The sequence below is a fragment of the Streptomyces sp. NPDC101225 genome, from assembly GCF_044767585.1.
GTDB lineage: Bacteria > Actinomycetota > Actinomycetes > Streptomycetales > Streptomycetaceae > Streptomyces.
Map to the genome: position 1 here is coordinate 131,394 of NZ_JBIWOE010000015.1, position 16,535 is coordinate 147,928.

The window sequence follows — 16,535 nt, forward strand, 5'->3', positions numbered from 1 at the left end:
GTAGGGATGTGGCCCGTGGGCGTCAATCACACGGCCGTGGTTGGCCGGATCTCGCCCGCCCCCAGCTCCGCCCGGGCCCGCGCGACCGCCCCGATCGCCACCGCGTCGCCGCCGAGACCCGCCGGCAGCACCCTGAGCGGGCGGCCGCTGACCGGGGGCTCGGCGGCCAGCGCCCGCCGGATGGACGGCTCCACGAGCGGCCAGGAGCGGCTGACGCCGCCGCCGATCACGAAGGTGGTCACATCCAGCAGGCCCGCCGTGATCAGGATCGCCCGCGCCACGCCCGCTCCCGCGGCCTCGTACACGGCGCGCGCGTCCGCGTCGCCCGCGGCCGCCGCCTCGGCCACCTCGCGGGCGCCGGCCGACCGGCCGGTGCGCTCGCCGTACCGGGCGGCGATCGACCGGCCGGACGCGAGGGTCTCCAGATGGCCGCGGCCGCCGCAGGTGCACGGCAGCCCGCCGAAGCCGGGCACGTGCCCGATCTCGCCCGCGGCGCCGTGCGGGCCGTCGTGCAGAGCGCCGTTCAGCCACAGCGCTCCGCCGACCCCGGTGCCCAGCGTCATGCCGAGCACGTGCGGTACGCCCGCCACGGCGCCGGCCGCCGCCTCGCCGCGCAGGAACGCGTTGACGTCGTTGTCGAGGAACACCGGTACGCCCAGCGCCCGCTCGGCCACCGCGGTCACCTCGAACCCGGCCCAGTCGCGGAAGGAGTCGCTCGCCACCAGGATCCGGCCGGCCCGCGCGTCCACCACGCCGGCCGCCCCGATCCCGACGGCGAGCAGCCGCGCGGGCCTGCGGGCGAGCAGCCGTCGTACGCAGTCCAGGGCGGCACCGACCATGGCCGAGCCGCCCTCGGCCGCCGGGGTCGCCACCTCCAGGCGGTCGAGGACGCCGAAGTCCGGCGCGCACAGGATCACCTGGGTGGTCGTGCCGCCGATGTCGACGCCCGCGATCACCTCGGGAGCTCGCGTCACGCGGTGGCCTCCGTCCGCTGCCGCGCCCGCCGCCGTCTTTGCACCACCGGATCGGGTACGGGTACGGCCGCGATGAGCCGGCGTGTGTAGTCGGTCTCCGGCCGCAGCAGCGTGGACATGGTGGGCCCCTGCTCCTCGACCCGCCCGGCCCGCATGACGACGACCCGCTGGGCGAACTCCTGGACGACCGCCAGGTCGTGGGAGACGAACAGGCAGGCGAAGCCGAGTTCGCGCTGGAGCTCGGCGATCACCTCGAGCACCGTCCGCTGCACGCTCACGTCGAGCGCGCTCGTCGGCTCGTCCGCGACCAGGAGGCGGGGTTCGAGGACCAGGGACCGGGCCAGGCTGACGCGCTGGCGCTGGCCCCCGGACAGCTCGCGCGGTCCCCTGGCGGCCGATTCCTTCGGCAGCCGCACCAGTTCGAGCACCTGTCCGACCCGGGCCCGCCGGTCCGCCGCCGACATGCCCCGGCGGTGCATCCGCAGCGGCTCGGCGACGCACTCGGCCACACTCATCCGCGGGTCCAGGGAGGCCACCGGGTCCTGGAACACGACGCCCACCCCGGACAGCAGGGCCCGCCGTCCGCGGCCCCGCGCACGGCCCAGGTCGGTACCGAAGAGCGACACCGATCCGGAGTCCGGCGCGATCAGGCCGAGGGCGACCCGGGCCGCGGTCGACTTGCCGGAGCCGGACTCGCCCACGAGGCCGACGGTCTCGCCGGGCCGGACGTCGAGCGTCACGCCGTCGAGCGCCCGCACGGCGCGTGGCCCGCGCCCGAACCGCACGCGGACGTCCCGGAGTTCGACCACCGCCGCGCCCTCCCGCGCGGGAGCGTCCTCCCCGCTGAGCGCCAGCCGCGGGACCGCCGCCAGCAGCTGCCGTGTGTAGTCGTGCCGCGGCCGCAGCAGCACCTGCTCCACCGGTCCGGTCTCCACGATCTCGCCGCGCAGCATCACGGCGACCCGGTCGGCGAAGTCGGCGACCACGCCCATGTTGTGCGTCACGAGCAGCACGCCCGTACCCGAGCCGACCGCCGACTCCCGCAGCAGATCCAGGATTTCGGCCTGCACCGTGACGTCCAGGGCCGTCGTGGGCTCGTCCGCGATCAGCAGGTCCGGCGCGTTGGCGAGGGCCATCGCGATGACGACCCGCTGCCGCTGCCCGCCCGACAGCTGGAACGGGAACGCCAGGGCCCGCCGCTCCGGCTCGGGAATGCCGACCCGGCGCAGCAGTTCGACCGCCTCCCCGGCGGCCGCGGCGCGCGAGAGCGGCCGGTGGTTGCGGATGACCTCGGCGATCTGCGCGCCCACCCGGGTGAGCGGGTCGAGGGCGGTCGCCGGTTCCTGGAACACCATCGAGGCCGTACGGCCGCGCAGCCGGGCCAGTTCCGCCTCGCCGGCGCCGACGACCTCCGTGCCGCCGATCCTCGCCCGGCCCGACACCCGCGCGTTGCCGGGCAGCAGGCCGAGCGCGGCCAGGGCGACCGTGGACTTGCCGGAGCCGGACTCGCCGACCAGGGCGAGGGTCTCGCCGGGCCGTACGTGCAGCGAGACACTGCGCACCGCGGGCACATCGCCGGTGTCGGTGCCGAACGTGACCCCGAGCCCCTCCACCTCGAGCACACGCTCCGCCTTCGCGGCGTTCATCCCCGCCCCCTCACGTCGAACGCGTCCCGCAGCCCGTCGCCGATCGCGTTGAACGCGCACACGACGAGGATGATCGCCAGACCCGGTGGGACGATCAGCCACCAGCGGCCCGAGTACGCCGCCGTCAGGCCGGCCGACAGCATGCCGCCCCAGTCGGTCTTCGGCGGCTGCACGCCCAGGCCCAGATACGAGACGTACGCGACGAGCAGGATCGCGTCCGCGACCTGGAACGTCGCCGCGACGACGATCGTCGACACCGAGTTCGGCAGGATGTGCCGGGTGACGGCCCGGCCGTGCGTGCCGCCGGTCGCGCGCAGCGTCAGCACGTAGTCGCGGCTCTTGAGCGTGAGCGTCTCCGCCCGCACCAGGCGGGACGGCACCAGCCAGGACACCAGGCCGAGCACGACGATCAGCCCGAGGGTGTCCGGCGTCGTGATCGCGGAGACGACCAGCAGGATGAACAGCGCGGGAATGGCGATGCCGGCGTCCACGATCCGCATCATCACCGCGTCCGCCCAGCCGCCCGCGTAGCCCGCGGCCGCGCCCCAGAGCGTGCCGATGACCGTGGCGAGCAGCCCGGCCGCGAGTCCGACCACCAGCGAGACGCGCCCGCCGAACATGAGCCGCCCGAGCTCGTCGTGCCCCACGGCGTCCGTCCCCAGCCAGTGGGACCCGCCCGGAGCGAGGTTGACCTGGTGCAGATCCGTGTGGACCTGGTCGGTCGAGTACAGCAGCGGCCCGGCGAAGCAGAAGAGCAGGAAGAGCACGACCACCACGAGCCCGGCGACGGCGAGCCTGTTCCGCCCGAACCGGCGCAGCGACAGACGGTGGTTGGCGACGGGTTCCACGGCCGGGCCCGTGGTCTGCAGCACGGCACTCATGCGCGGCGCTCCTTCACTCGCGGATCGACCACCCGCTGGACGACGTCGGCCAGCAGCGTTCCCGTGACCGTCGCGACGGAGATGACGAGGACGCAGCCCAGCAGGACCGGGTAGTCGGAGGACTGCGCGGCGCTCCAGAACAGCAGCCCCATGCCCGGATAGTTGAAGAGCTGCTCGACGACGAGCGCGCCGCCGAACAGGACGGGCACGTAGTAGCCGAGCATCGCGACCACGGGAGTCAGCGAGTTGCGGAACACGTGCCGGAAGAGGATCGCCCCCTGCCGCGAGCCGCCGGCCCGCGCGGTGCGGACGTAGTCCTCGGAGAGGTTCTCCAGGGTCGCCGCCCGCATGTAGCGGCTGAAGACGGCGACCATGGACGCGGCGCCCGTGACGACCGGCAGGACGAGTGCCACCGGGTCCGCGAACACCTGCCCCAGGGTGTCCCCCTGGGGCGCCTGGGAGGGGAACCAGTGCAGGGTCTGGGTGAACACCAGCACCAGGATCAGCCCCAGGAAGTACACCGGCGTCGAGTACGCCACGAAGCTCAGCGTGGTGATCACGTAGTCGGCGGGCCTGTTGCGCCGCACGGCCTGCCACATGCCGAGCGGGATCGCGAGGAGCAGGCCGGCGAGCGCCGAGAGCACCGTCAGCACCAGCGTCTTCGGCAGCCGCTGCCCGATGAGCTGGGAGACCCCCTCGTTGAGGGTGTAGGACGTGCCCAGGTCACCGTGGAGCAGCGTGCGCAGGTAGTAGGCGTACTGGACCGGCAGCGGCCGGTCCAGGCCCTGCTCGTGGTTGAACGAGGCGATCTGCTGTGCCGTCGCCTGCGGTCCGAGGATCCCGCGGGCGGGACCCCCGGGCAGCGCGTGCAGCAGGCAGAAGACCACGATCGTGACGATGAGGATCACCACGAGGGCCTGGAGCAGCCGCCGGGCCAGATAGAGCAGCGTCTCCATGCCTCAGCTCGTCCACTTCCACTGCGCGGGGTGGAAGTTGGCGAGCGAGTCCTGCGCGAAGCCGCCCAGCCCGTTCTTCAGCACGGAGATCTGGTAGTCGGGCTCCGGCAGCCAGATCACCGGCAGGTCCTTGGCGAGGGCCGTGCTGTAGTCCTTGATCGCCTGGTTCGAACTCGACGTCGTGGACGTGCTGATGAGCTGGTCGACCCCGGCGTCGGAGTAGTTGCCGAAGTTCGAGCCGCCCTGGGACTGGAAGAGGGAGTCGCCGGTGGGGAAGGCGGGGAAGTACCAGCTGCCGGCCGTGCCGAAGAAGGACAGCTGCCACGTGCAGACCGACTGGCCCGCCGTGCACTGCGGGGTCTGCGCGAGGACCGAGTTGACCGGCGCGGTCCTGATGGAGAACTTGATGCCGGTCTTGGCCAGCGAGGACTGGATCGCGCTCATCATGTTGTCCGTGACGGCCGAGCCGGACTGCGACAGCACCTGCAGCTGGAACTTCGTCCCCTTGGCGACCCCGTCACCGCACTGGCCCGCTCCACCGCCCGGGCCCGTGCACGTCATCACCCCGCCCTGCTCGGTCCAACCATGTGCGGTGAGCAGGGACTTGGCCGCACTCGTCGAGAACGGGTACGGGTTGTCCTTCTGCGTCCGCGAGACGAAGGCGGAGGTCTGCGCCGTCGGGATGGGGCCGTAGCCGGGGACCGCCGTGCCGTTGAAGACGACCTTCGCGATGCTGGTCTGGTCGATCGAGCGCTGGATCGCCTGGCGGGCGTAGAGCTGCTTGAACACCGCTCCCATGGAGGGGTTGTTGAAGTTGTACGGCATGTAGGTGATCGCCCAGCCCGACCACGGCTTCACCGTGTAGCCGCGTGAGGTGAAGCTCTCCTCCTGGTCGAGGTCGGTCGCCTCGATGTAGCCGTAGTCGACGCTCCCGGAGCGCAGCGCGTTCTTCTCGGCCTCCGCCGTGGTGAAGGGCAGCAGGTTCACCGTGGGGATCCCCGGCTTCTCACCGCCGTCGTACTTCTTGTTGGCGGCGAGGACGACCTTGCCGGCCGTCGAGAAGGACTTCACCGAGTACGGGCCGCTGATGGTCTTCCACAGCGGGTCGGAGGCGTAACTCCCGATGTTCTTCGCCGCGTTGTTGAGGTAGGTCCAGGTCTTGGTCGCGCCGCCGCCCTTGTCCCAGGCGTGCTCGGGCAGCGGTGTGATGCTCTGCAGCTCGTTGGCCAGCATCCACTGCGGGTTGTACGCCTTGTCGAAGGTGATCGTGAAGTGGTGGTCGTCGCCGGCCTTGAAGGAGGTCCAGTTGTCGGGTGCCTGGCCGGGCGTGTAGCCCGCCCACTGCTTCTTGTTCGCCTTGATGAGGTCGAACCAGAACCGCACGTCCTGCGAGGTGATCGGCTTGCCGTCGCTCCAGTGGCGGTCGCCCAGGGTGATCTTCACGCTCTTGTTGTCGGCGGCGAAGTCGGCGGCCGTCGCGATCGAACCGGCCTTGTTCCAGCCGATCTTGCCGGTCGAGCCGTCGTAGGCGATCAGCGGTTCCCACAGCGCGGCCGTGATCGAGTTGTTGTTGGTGTTCAGATGTGCCGCCGTGCCGATCGGCAGGATCCAGTTCGGCGTGAAGTTGGCGGGCAGCGCGTAGTTGATGGAGTCCTTGGACGCGGGGGACGAACCGGTCGACCCGGAGCAGCCCGCGAGCAGCAGCGCGCCCGCGGAGAGGGTGACACCGGCCAGGAGTCTCGTGCGGGCAGGGGACATGGCTCTCCTCGGGGAAGGGGGTCGAGCGGAGTGAGGACAGTCAACGACCCCGATGTCCGAAGAAACAGACGCGCCGCTGTAAAAAGTCTGTTTCTGCTGTTCTGAAAAAAGCGCGGAGGGGTGTGAGTTGGCCTACGCTCGTCGCTCCGACCGCCGAAGACGGAAGTTGTTTCGTCCATGACTGAAAAAAGTCCGCCGAGGCGGAAGCCCAGCGCCGGTGTCTCCTCGCTGGCCGAGCGCGTCCTCGAACTCCTCGCCTCCGGACAGGCCACCACCCGCACCCAGATCGCCGGGCTGCTCGGGGCCGCGCCCTCGACCATCTCCTTCACGGTGAGCCAGCTGCTGGAGCTCGGCCTGGTCGCCGAGGAGGGCACGGTGTCCTCCGCCGGCGGCCGGCCGCGCAAGGTGCTGCGGCTGGGCGGCAGCGAGGGGTTCGCGGTCGCGGCGGAACTCGGCGGGCGGCACGCGCACGTCGGCGTGGTGCTGCCGGGCGGCGGGCTCACCGACGTCTCCACCGTCCCGTTCCCGACGGCGGACGGCCCCGACGCCGCCCTGCCCGGGCTGGCCGGGACGCTGGCGGACCTCGCCGCCCAGCACGGCCGGTCGCTGCTGCGCGGCGTCGGCCTCTCGCTGCCCGGCCCGGTCGACGTCACCTCCGGCGTGGTCACGCTCCCCTCCCGGATGCCGGGCTGGAACCGCTTCCCCGTCCGCGCCTGGCTGGAGGACCACTTCGGCGTACCCGCGGCCATCGAGAACGACGCCAACTGCATGGCCGTCGGCGAGCACACCGTCCAGCCCTCCGGGCGCCGCCAGTCGATCATGGTGAAGACCGGCACGGCGATCGGCGCGGGCGTCATCGCCGACGGCCGCCTCTACCGGGGCGGCACCGGAGCCGCCGGCGAGATCACCCACGTGCGGGTCGAGGCCGCCCACGACATCCCCTGCTCCTGCGGGAACACGGGCTGCCTGGAGACGGTGGCCTCGGGCGCCGCCCTGGTCCGCATCCTGCGCGAGCGCGGCCTGGCGGTGACGTCCACCGAGGACGTCGTGCGCCTCGCCTCCGACGCCGACCCCGAGGCCACCCGCGCCGTCCGGCAGGCCGGCCGCTACCTCGGCCAGGTACTCGCCGCGAACGTCAACTTCTTCAACCCCGACGCCGTGTACCTCGGCGGCATCCTCTCCACCCTGGAGCCGTTCGTCGCCGCCGTACGCAGCCAGTTGTACGAGGGCTGCCATCCGCTGGTGACCGAGCATCTGGTGATCGAACGGGCCAGCCTCGGCGCCGACGCGGGCCTGGTCGGCGCCGGGCAGTTCGCGCTCCAGCGGGCACTGGCGCACGCGCTGCACACCGTGACCGGCACCCCTCACCCCTGACCCTCCCGGAGAAGCCATGCCGCAAGAGCGCCCCGTGATCGCCGTCGCCGGTCTGGGCATCGAGTCCTCGACGTTCTCCCCGGCCCGCACCGAGGCCCCCGCCTTCCATCCGCGGCGCGGGGACGAGGTCCTGACCCGCTACCCGTTCCTGGCGCCCGGCACCGCCCTGCGCGCCGCCGCCGACTGGCGCGGCGCCCTGGTCGGCAAGGCACTGCCTGGCGGCACGGTCACGGCCGCGGCGTACGCCGAACTCTCCGCCGAACTCATCGAGCGGATCCGCCGGTCGGGCCCCGTCGACGGACTCTGGTACGACATCCACGGCGCGATGACCGTCGAGGGCCTGGACGACGCCGAGGTGGACCTGCTGACCCGCATCCGCGCGGTGATCGGCCCGCACGTGCCCGTGTCGACCTCGATGGACCTGCACGGCAACGTCTCCCGCGCACTGGTCCACCACAGCGACCTGATCACCTGCTACCGCATGGCCCCGCACGAGGACGCCATGGAGACCAAGGAGCGCGCGGCCCGCAACCTCGTGAACCTGGTGACGAGCGGCGCGCCCCGTCCGGTCAAGGCCTGGGTACCGGTCCCGGTGCTGCTGGCGGGTGAGCAGACCTCGACCCGGATCGAGCCCGCGAAGAGCGTGTACGGCGCGGTCGCGGACGTGGCGGCGGCCGAGGGCGTGACGGACGCGGCGATCTGGGTCGGCTACGCCTGGGCCGACGAACCGCGCAACCGGGCCGCCGTCGTGGTCACCGGCCCGGACCGGACCGCGGTGGCGGCGGGCGCCGAGCGGCTGGCCCGCGGCTTCTGGCAGGCCCGCCACGACTTCGCCTTCGTCGCCCCGACCGGCACGCTCGACGACTGCCTGGACGAGGCGCTGGCGTCGGCCGCCCGGCCGTATTTCATCAGCGACACCGGCGACAACCCGACCGCCGGCGGCGCGGGCGACGTCACCTGGGGACTCCAGCACCTCCTGGCCCGGCCGGAGTTCAAGGACCCTTCGGGCCCGACGGTGCTCTACGCCTCGCTGCCGGGACCGTCCGCGGTCGCCGCGGCCGAGAAGGCCGGCGTCGGTGCGACGGTCACCGTCACGGCGGGCGCCGAGACCGACGACCGGCACGCCGGACCGCTCACCCTGACCGGAGTGGTGCACGCGGTCCGCCACGGCGACCGGGACGCCGGGACCGAGGTGGTGCTGCGGGTCGGCGGCGTGTACGTGATCCTGACCCGCCTGCGCAAGCCGTACCACCACGAACACGACTTCACCGACCTGGACCTCCACCCCCGCACCGCCGACCTCGTGATCGTCAAGATCGGCTATCTCGAACCCGAGCTCTTCGCCATGGCCGCCGGCTGGAAGATGGCCCTGACCCCCGGCGGCGTCGACCAGGACCTCACCCGGCTCGGCCACCACCGCCTCCGCCGGCCCCTGTTCCCCTTCGACGCGGACATGGCCGACCCCGATCTCACCGCCCGGATCGTGCCGCCGCCGACCGAGCCCCTCAGCGGCCCGGACCGGTGAGCCGTCCCGAGCCGTTCGCCCCGGCCGCCGACGCGATCAACTGGTCGATCAGCGCGATCAGCACGTCCCGGGAGGAGTCCCGCTCCCGGGCGTCGCACAGCAGCACCTGCACATGTTCCGGAAGGGCGAGCGCGTCGCGTATCTCCCCGGGCGGGTAGGGGTGGTCGCCGTAGAAGCCGTTCACGCCGACGACGAAGGGGATCTTGCGGCGTTCGAAGAAGTCGATGGCGGCGAAGCTGGTCTCGGGACGGCGGACGTCGACGAGGACGACGGCGCCGAGGGCGCCGAGGGCGAGGTCGTTCCACATGAACCAGAACCGCTGCTGACCGGGGGTGCCGAAGAGGTAGAGCACGAGGTCCTGGCCGATGGTGATGCGGCCGAAGTCCAGGGCCACGGTGGTGGCGTTCTTCTCCTCGATGCCGGCGAGGTCGTCGACGTCCGCGCCCGCGTCGGTCAGCCGTTCCTCCGTGCGCAGCGGGGCGATCTCGCTGACCGAGCCGACCATGGTGGTCTTGCCGACGCCGAAGCCCCCGGCGATCAGGATCTTCACCGTGTCGGGCGCCGCCGGGGCGACGGTGTCAGAGCCGGCCAAGGCCGTCCCTCACTTTCTGCAGCAGGTCCAGGTCCGGATTGCGGGTGACGGGGTGCGGGGGGCGGACCGTGATGCGGCCCGCCTCCAGCAGGTCGCAGAGCATGATCACGATCACGCTCACCGGCAGGTCGAGCAGCGCGGCGAGCTCCGCGACGGCGACCGGCTCGGCGCAGCGGCGCAGGATGCGCTGGTGCTCCGGCTGCGGCCGGGTGGCCCAGGTCGGCGGCGGGTCCACCGCGGTCACCGTGGTGATGAGCGTGAAGTCGGCGCGGCTGGGTCTGGTGCGCCCACCCGTCAGCGCGAACGGCCGGACCAGCCGGCCCGCCGTGTCGCCATCGCCCACCTCACGCGCCGGATTCGGCGGCCGGCCCCGGGCCCGACCGTGGTGCCGCGCTGAGGTGCTCGCCGATCTTCTTCACCAGCATGTTCATCTGGTACGCCACCACGCCGACGTCCGCGCCCTGGCTGGTGAGGACGACGAGGTGGGCGCCCGGGCCGGCCGAGGTGAGTATCAGATAGCTGTGCGCCATCTCGATGAGCGCCTGGCGCACCGGGCCGCCACGGAAGTCCATGCTGACGCCCTTGCTCAGACTCATCAGCCCGGACGCGGTGGCCGCCAGCCGCTCGGCGTCGTCGCGCAGGAACCCGGTGGACTTGCTGACGACCAGACCGTCCTCGGACAGGACGACGGCGTGGTTCACCTCGGCGACCCGCTCCACGAGTCCGGTCAGCAGCTGGTCGAGCTGGGTATGGGTGGCTGGGATGGGGCGTGTCATGGCGGTGGTCCTTCGTCAGCGGTCGGCGGGCGGAGTCGAGGGGACGGGCGTGCCTGCGGCGGGGAGCGGCGCGTCCGGGTCCCGAGCTCCGGGCGCGTCCTCCTGGTCGTACTGCGTCTCGGTGTCGTCGTCACGGGCCCGGAGCGTGCCGCGCTGGAATCCGGTGAGCGAGGCGGCGGCCTGCTCCGCGGTGAACTCGTCCGTGTGGCCGTTCCGTTCGCCGGCCGGGGTGTCCTCGCGCAGCTCGGCCGCCAGGCTGGTCTGGGGGACGCGGCGGGGGAGCGGGGCGACGCCGTCGCGCCGGCCGGCGGGGACGGGACCGGTGGGTGCCGCCGCGGGGCGTGCCTCCTCTTCGGCGGCCGTGCCGGCGGGCTCCTCCTCCTTCCCCTCCTTCCCCTCCCTCTCCTCCCCGTCCCGCTTCTCCTGCTTCTTGCGGGCGGCCGCCGCCGGGGCGTCGGCGGGAGCGTCCGGTGCCTCCCGTACGACGATCTCGTGCGGCAGCAGCACGATCGCCGTCGTACCGCCGTACGGCGACGGTCGCAGCGTGACCGTGATGCCGTGCCGGGTGGCGAGCCGGGCGATCACGAACATGCCGAGGCGGAGGTCGTCGGCCAGCGCCACCACGTCGAACTGCGGCTCCACCGCGAGCTGGGCGTTGAAGGAGTCGTAGTCCTCCTCCGGCATGCCAAGGCCCCGGTCCTCCACCTCCACGGCCAGGCCCTTGGCGACCATCGCGGCCCGCACGCCGACCGGGGCCGGCGCGGGCGAGTAGACGGTCGCGTTGTCGATGAGCTCGGCCAGCAGATGGATCACGTCGGCCACCGCGGGCGGCGCGAGGTACACGTCCTCGTCGGTGTGCACCTCCACCCGCTGGTACTCGGCCACCTCGCCGACGGCACCGCGCAGGATGTCGATCAGGGCGACCGGCTCCAGCCAGCTGCGCCGGGGCTGCTCGCCGCTGATGATGACCAGGTTCTCCTCGTAGCGGCGCAACTGGCTCGCCGTGGAGTCCAGTTCGTACAGGCCCTTGAGGACGTCCGGGTCGGAGTGGCTGCGCTCCAGCGCGTCGAGCTTGGTGAGCTGGAGGTTGACCAGGTTCTGGCTCTGCCGGGCGATGCCGAGGATGACCTTCTGGAAGCCGCGCCGGATGTCGGCGAGTTCGACGGCGGTGTGCACCGCGGTGCGTTGCGCCTTGTTGAACGCCCGTGCCACCTGGCCGAGTTCGTCGCGGCCGTAGTCCAGCGGCGGGGTCGCGAGGTCGGCGTCGACCTTCTCGCCCCGGTCGAGGCGGGCCACCACGTCCGGCAGCCGCTCCTCGGCCAGGCTCAGCGTCGCCTCCCGCAGGCCGCGCAGCCGCCGGGACAGCGAGCGGGTGATCCGCCAGGACATGCCCACGCACAGCAGCAGGGCGATCAGTCCGCCCGCGCTGAGCGAGGCCGCGGTCAGCAGCAGGCTGTCGGCCTTGTCGGCGCTGCGGTCGAGCAGCCCGGAGGTCTGGCCGCCGATCAGCCGCGCGTACTGGTCGGCGACCTTCTGGAACGCGGCCGCCCACTCCTTCTGCGCGGCCGGCAGCGCGACCTTCCCGGCACCGCCGGCCGGCCGGGAGGCGAGCACCCGGTCCTCGATGTCCTGCATCGTCTTCCACTCGCGGCTCTGCAGGATGCGTTCGGTCCGGGTCTTCGCGCTGCCGCGCAGCGAGGGGACGATCTGGTCCCGGACCAGCCAGCGGCGGGTGTCCACCAGCTCCGCGAACTCCGACCACTCCGTGCGGCTCAGCTGCCCCGACGGCCAGGCCACGGTGAGCCGCGCGTCCTCCTGGGAGACCAGCTCGGCCGCGTGCTCCAGGGCGACCAGCGGGCCGGCCTGCGAGGTGAGGTCGCCGTCGTCGACCTGGGAGAGCTCCTGGAAGGCGTGGATCTGGTCGTCGATGATCGAGCCGTACTGGTCCAGCGCCTGCGCGGAGGTGATGTCGCTGGGGTCGTCGAGCTGGCCGCGGTAGTACTCCAGGCTGCTGACCGAGCCGAGGACGGAGTAGAGCCGGTCCGAGATGCGCGCGGGCGCCTTGTTGATCGCGTCGGTCTGGCCGACCAGCTTGGCGACCGCCTTGTCCGTCGCCCGGCGCTGCTCGTCCAGCGCGGCCCGGGAACCGTGCGGGTCGGCCAGCCAGGCCGCCGACAGGCTGCGCTCCCGCTGGAGGGCCAGCGTGGCGTCGGTGCCCATGGCGCCGGTCGACCGGCTCAGCTCCGTCTGACCCCGCAGCCGCAGCCCCTCGCTGAACATCTGGGTGGTCGTCAGACCCCACATGGCGGCCAGGGTGACGGTGGGCACCAGGGCCAGCAGGATCAGGGAGAGACGTATGGAGCCGAGACGGCGCCCGGCACCTGCACCTGTCCGTGGAGACATCGTCGTCCTAGGCGTTCGGCGGAGCGGAGGGGACAACACGGGGGTGGCCGTGATCGGGGAGAGAAGGGGTGCACAGGATGCTATCCGTACAACTGACCGCAGGTGCCACAGGTCTCCGAATCTTTCGAGACATTGACGTCCGAAGTGTCGTCGGGCGAGGTCCGGCGGGCCGGCCGATCAACGCGTCCCGTGCGCCGCGAAGGCGGCGACCGAGGCCACGTCGGCCTTGGTGACGAACGCCGGGCCGGTGAGTACGGGGGAGACCCCGCCGCCGCTGACATTGCCGTTGGTCTTGTACAGCCACAGCGAGTCCACCGCGAGATAGCCCTGCAGATACGGCTGCTGGTCCACCGCGAACTGCACGTCGCCGCTCTTCACGGCCTTCACCAGGTCCTGGTTGAGGTCGAAGGTGGCCACATGCGCCTTGCTGCCCGCCTCCCGCACCGACTTCACGGCGTTGAGCGCGAACGGGGCTCCCAGCGTGACCACTTCGTCGATCGTCGGGTCCTGCCGCAGCCGGGCGGTGATCGCGGCGGCGGTCGCCGTCGTGTCGGTGCCCTCGACGTAGACGATGTCGGTCTGGCCGTGGAAGGTCTTCTTCACGCCGGCGCAGCGGGCCTCCAGCGCGACGTTGCCGCGCTCGTGGATCACGCACAGCGTGTGCTGGGCCCCGAGCTCGTCCAGCTTGTCCCCGACGGCCCGGCCGGCGAGGCTCTCGTCCTGCCCGAAGAACTCCATGACTCCCTCGGACTGCCAGGAGTCGATGCCGGAGTTGAGGCCGACGACGGGGATGTCCGCCGCCCTGGCCGCGGCGACCGGGCTCTTCATCGCCTGCGGCTTGGCCAGGGTCACCGCGATGCCGTCGACCTTCTGGCGGACCGCGTCCCGCATCAGCGCGGCCTGCCCCGCCGCGTCCGGGTCGTTGGCGTACGTCAGGTCGACGCCGTCCTTCGCGGCGGCGTCCTCGGCGCCCTTCTTCACCAGATTCCAGAAGGTGTCGCCCTCCGAGGCGTGCGTGACCAGGGCGACCTTGAGCCGGGAGGCGTCGGCCCCGCCGGCGGCGCCGCGCGCGGCGCCGGACGTGGGGCCGGAGCCGGAGCAGCCCGCCAGGAGCAGGCAGACGGCCGCCGCCGCGGCGATCCCACGGGCGGATCTGTGGGGGGCGGAGGGGGGTGGAGGAGTGTTCATGAGGGTGCGGCACCTCGCTGTGCGGCCGAGCAAGTGGAACGGCGAGAGCGGGCCCGCCGCCGACGTCCGACGTCGTACGCCGTGGGGGTGACTCTCGCTGGCCGGAGCCAATCGCGTGTGACCGCCGGTAGTCAAGTGATCAGCAACATGGAGTGAGTTGTCGCTGCCGCATCGTGATGATGCGTCCCGGGCACCTGCGGCGGGTCTACGCGCATCAGCACCCCACACACCGGGTCCCGCACCCCCGGGTCCGAAGCCCGCGGTCTCGCGGCTCCGGGTTCCGCGATCACGGCTGCGGGGGCTGGGGTCTCGCGACCCCGGGTTCCGCGATCACGGCTGCGGGGGCTGGGGTCTCGCGACCCCGGGTTCCGCGATCACGGCTGCGGGGGCTGGGGTCTCGTGGCTCCGGGTTCCGTGGCCATGGCTGCGGGGGCTGGGGTCTTGCGGCCCCGGGTTCCGCGATCACGGCTTCGGAGGCGACGGGCCGCGCGCCCGGGTTTCGCGCCACGGGTCTGGCGGCCAAGGGTTCTGCGCCCGCGGGTCCCGTGTCCGCCGGTTGTGCGTTCGCGGGCCTTGCGTCTGCGGCTTCCGCGCCCGTGGGTTTCGTGCCGCGGGTTTCGTGTCCGCCGGTTCTGTGCCTGAGGGCCTTGTGTCTGCGGGTTCCGTGCCGGGGATTTCGTGTCTGCCGGTTGGGCGTCCGGGGGCCTTGCGTCTGCGGGTTTCGCACCCGCAGGTTTCGGGCCGTGGGTCCCGTGTCCGCCGGTTCCGCGTCCGTGCGCCTTGCGTCTGCGGCTTCCGCGCCCGTGGGTTCCCTGTCCGCCGGTTCTGTGTCCGGGGCCCTGCGTCTGCGGTTTCCGTGTCCGCAGGGTGCACGTCTCGCGTCCACTGATCGCGCGTCCACGGGGCCCGCGCGCACGGGACCCGCCCCTCGGGAACTTCGCGTGGACGGCTCTCGTGATGTACGGGGCCTGCACCCGCGGGTTCCGCGAATGGCGTGACCCGGCCCCGCCCCCTTGCCTCGTCAACCTGCGTGCGGGGCACACCGCTTGGGCGACCGGAGGCGGGGCCGCGCGCTCACCGCCGTACGGCCTCCGCCGCGTCGTCCGCTTCCGCCGCGGCCGCTCCGGCGCCCTCCGCCGCGGATGCCTCCTCCGCCGCCCGCGCGTCCTGCCTGCGCCGACGACGGCTTCGGCGTGGTTCCTGGTCCGGGAGCCAGCCGAAGACGAGACAGCTGCCCACGGCTCCCAGGAGCAGCCCGACGAAGAAGCCGCCCAGGTTGGAGGTGATCCAGGTGCCCAGGGAGGTCAGCACACCGATGATCGAGTAGAAGACACGCTGGGAGGGGCTGAAGAGCGTCAGCAGCCCACACAGGAGCATGACCACGGGCAGCAGGTACCCGGCCAGGCCCTGCATGCCGATGTGCATGACGACCTTCAGCGAGGCCTTCTCGGTGAGCAGGATCTCCGCACCGCCTAGGGCGAGCAGCAGCCCGCCCCAGAACGGACGGCGGGCCCGCCACCGACGGAAGGCGGACCGCACTCCTTGTTCCGGACGGCGTGGCATCAGCAGCCCGAGTCGCTGAACTTCAGCTTCAGACCGGGGAGCTTGAACACGCCCGCGGTCGTCGCGTAGTTGGTCTGACGCAGGTTGGCGATGTGCACCGTGTCCGCCTGCTGGCTGAAGACGCCCTTGGGGCCCTTGACGCCCGCCTTGGTGAGCGTGCTCGCGTCGTTGCCGATCTCGATGTTGTCGAAGGCGGCGTCGCCGGACAGCTGCGTCGAGTCGGTGGTCAGATCGGTCGCCTGCACCTTGGACGAGCCGCTGCCCGCCGTGATGAGCAGATTGGTGCCGCCCAGGTCGACGCTCTGGCACAGGCTGTCCAGCGTCGCGTTCTTGATGGCGGAGGTGACGACCAGCACCTGACCGCCGGTGTCCCCCTGGTTCGGGCTGTCGTCGATCATGCTGTCGAGCGCGCCGAACTGCTCGAACCCGGTGCCGTCCAGCGACTTGGCGGTGACGGTGAAGGGCATGCCGGAGATCGAGAACGACACCCCCAGCGCTCCCTCGGCGGTCATGATCGCCAGGCCGGCGGCGACCGCGACGGCGGGGACCGCCATCACGGCGGCCCGGCGCAGCCGGACCCGTCCGCGTCTGGCGGGGTCGGGCGCGGAACCGCTTTCCGGGTTGTCGGGCGTGTGCTCGGCGGACGAGGTGACGTCCGAGGACGAGGCCATTTCTGCTCCCATGTGCATAGTCAGTGCGGGTTGGGCATCAGCGGCACGTTGTCCTGGCGCGGACAGCGGACTGCGGGGGCACGACTCCTCACAACTCCCGGCGGACGCAAGGGCTTTCACGTACTCCGCAGTAGCCGACGAGGAAGTTACCCGTGGTTACATTTAAGGGTCAAGAGAGTTGTGGAAAAAGGGTGGTGGTTGTGCCTCACCTGTGTCTCCACGGGGCGG

The 16,535-nt window shown here is 72.1% G+C and carries 14 protein-coding genes; 2 read left to right on the forward strand and 12 right to left on the reverse strand.

From position 1 onward, the window contains the following. Positions 1-26 precede the first annotated feature (26 nt). The 5 genes from ACIRPX_RS22135 to ACIRPX_RS22155 are packed head-to-tail and all read right to left on the reverse strand — an operon-like array spanning position 27 to position 6,215. Positions 27-974 (reverse strand): ROK family protein, encoded by a 948-nt coding sequence (locus tag ACIRPX_RS22135; RefSeq protein ID WP_404197128.1) that lies wholly within the window; start codon positions 972-974, stop codon positions 27-29. Next, the gene (locus ACIRPX_RS22140; RefSeq protein ID WP_404197131.1) at positions 971-2,620 is read right to left on the reverse strand and encodes a dipeptide ABC transporter ATP-binding protein; all 1,650 of its coding nucleotides are present in this window, start codon (positions 2,618-2,620) and stop codon (positions 971-973) included. The genes ACIRPX_RS22135 and ACIRPX_RS22140 overlap by 4 nt, the downstream gene beginning before the upstream one ends. Then, positions 2,617-3,501: an ABC transporter permease gene (locus ACIRPX_RS22145; protein WP_404197134.1), complete on the reverse strand. Its 885-nt coding sequence runs from the start codon at positions 3,499-3,501 to the stop codon at positions 2,617-2,619. Before ACIRPX_RS22145 ends, ACIRPX_RS22140 begins: the two co-directional genes overlap by 4 nt. Continuing rightward, on the reverse strand, positions 3,498-4,457 hold the full coding sequence (locus tag ACIRPX_RS22150; protein WP_404197136.1) for an ABC transporter permease: 960 nt from the start codon (positions 4,455-4,457) through the stop codon (positions 3,498-3,500). Before ACIRPX_RS22150 ends, ACIRPX_RS22145 begins: the two co-directional genes overlap by 4 nt. A 3-nt stretch (positions 4,458-4,460) precedes the next feature. After that, a complete protein-coding gene (locus tag ACIRPX_RS22155) occupies positions 4,461-6,215 on the reverse strand; it encodes a peptide ABC transporter substrate-binding protein (protein ID WP_404197139.1) in 1,755 nt (584 codons plus the stop codon). A gap of 177 nt (positions 6,216-6,392) precedes the next feature. Here ACIRPX_RS22155 and ACIRPX_RS22160 point away from each other — a divergent pair, with 177 nt between their 5' ends. Continuing rightward, complete coding sequence (locus tag ACIRPX_RS22160; RefSeq protein WP_404197142.1) at positions 6,393-7,589, forward strand: ROK family protein; 1,197 nt, start codon at positions 6,393-6,395, stop codon at positions 7,587-7,589. Positions 7,590-7,605: 16 nt separating this feature from the next. Next, entirely contained in the window at positions 7,606-9,114 is a 1,509-nt protein-coding gene (locus ACIRPX_RS22165; RefSeq protein ID WP_404197145.1) for a M81 family metallopeptidase, read from the forward strand. Here ACIRPX_RS22165 and ACIRPX_RS22170 read toward each other — a convergent pair. The 7 genes from ACIRPX_RS22170 to ACIRPX_RS22200 form a co-directional block, all read right to left on the reverse strand. Next, positions 9,095-9,706: a GTP-binding protein gene (locus ACIRPX_RS22170; protein ID WP_404197148.1), complete on the reverse strand. Its 612-nt coding sequence runs from the start codon at positions 9,704-9,706 to the stop codon at positions 9,095-9,097. The two genes, ACIRPX_RS22165 and ACIRPX_RS22170, sit on opposite strands and share 20 nt — an antisense overlap. Then, entirely contained in the window at positions 9,693-10,049 is a 357-nt protein-coding gene (locus tag ACIRPX_RS22175) for a DUF742 domain-containing protein (protein ID WP_404197151.1), read from the reverse strand. The genes ACIRPX_RS22170 and ACIRPX_RS22175 overlap by 14 nt, the downstream gene beginning before the upstream one ends. A gap of 1 nt (position 10,050) precedes the next feature. Then, positions 10,051-10,482, reverse strand: a complete 432-nt coding sequence (locus ACIRPX_RS22180; protein WP_404197154.1) for a roadblock/LC7 domain-containing protein — start codon at positions 10,480-10,482, stop codon at positions 10,051-10,053. A gap of 15 nt (positions 10,483-10,497) precedes the next feature. Then, on the reverse strand, positions 10,498-12,885 hold the full coding sequence (locus ACIRPX_RS22185; RefSeq protein ID WP_404197157.1) for a nitrate- and nitrite sensing domain-containing protein: 2,388 nt from the start codon (positions 12,883-12,885) through the stop codon (positions 10,498-10,500). A gap of 177 nt (positions 12,886-13,062) precedes the next feature. After that, on the reverse strand, positions 13,063-14,073 hold the full coding sequence (locus ACIRPX_RS22190) for a substrate-binding domain-containing protein (protein WP_404197160.1): 1,011 nt from the start codon (positions 14,071-14,073) through the stop codon (positions 13,063-13,065). A gap of 1,074 nt (positions 14,074-15,147) precedes the next feature. Beyond that, on the reverse strand, positions 15,148-15,636 hold the full coding sequence (locus ACIRPX_RS22195) for a DUF6114 domain-containing protein (RefSeq protein ID WP_404197162.1): 489 nt from the start codon (positions 15,634-15,636) through the stop codon (positions 15,148-15,150). After that, complete coding sequence (locus tag ACIRPX_RS22200; protein ID WP_404197165.1) at positions 15,636-16,307, reverse strand: DUF6230 family protein; 672 nt, start codon at positions 16,305-16,307, stop codon at positions 15,636-15,638. Before ACIRPX_RS22200 ends, ACIRPX_RS22195 begins: the two co-directional genes overlap by 1 nt. Positions 16,308-16,535 lie beyond the last annotated feature (228 nt).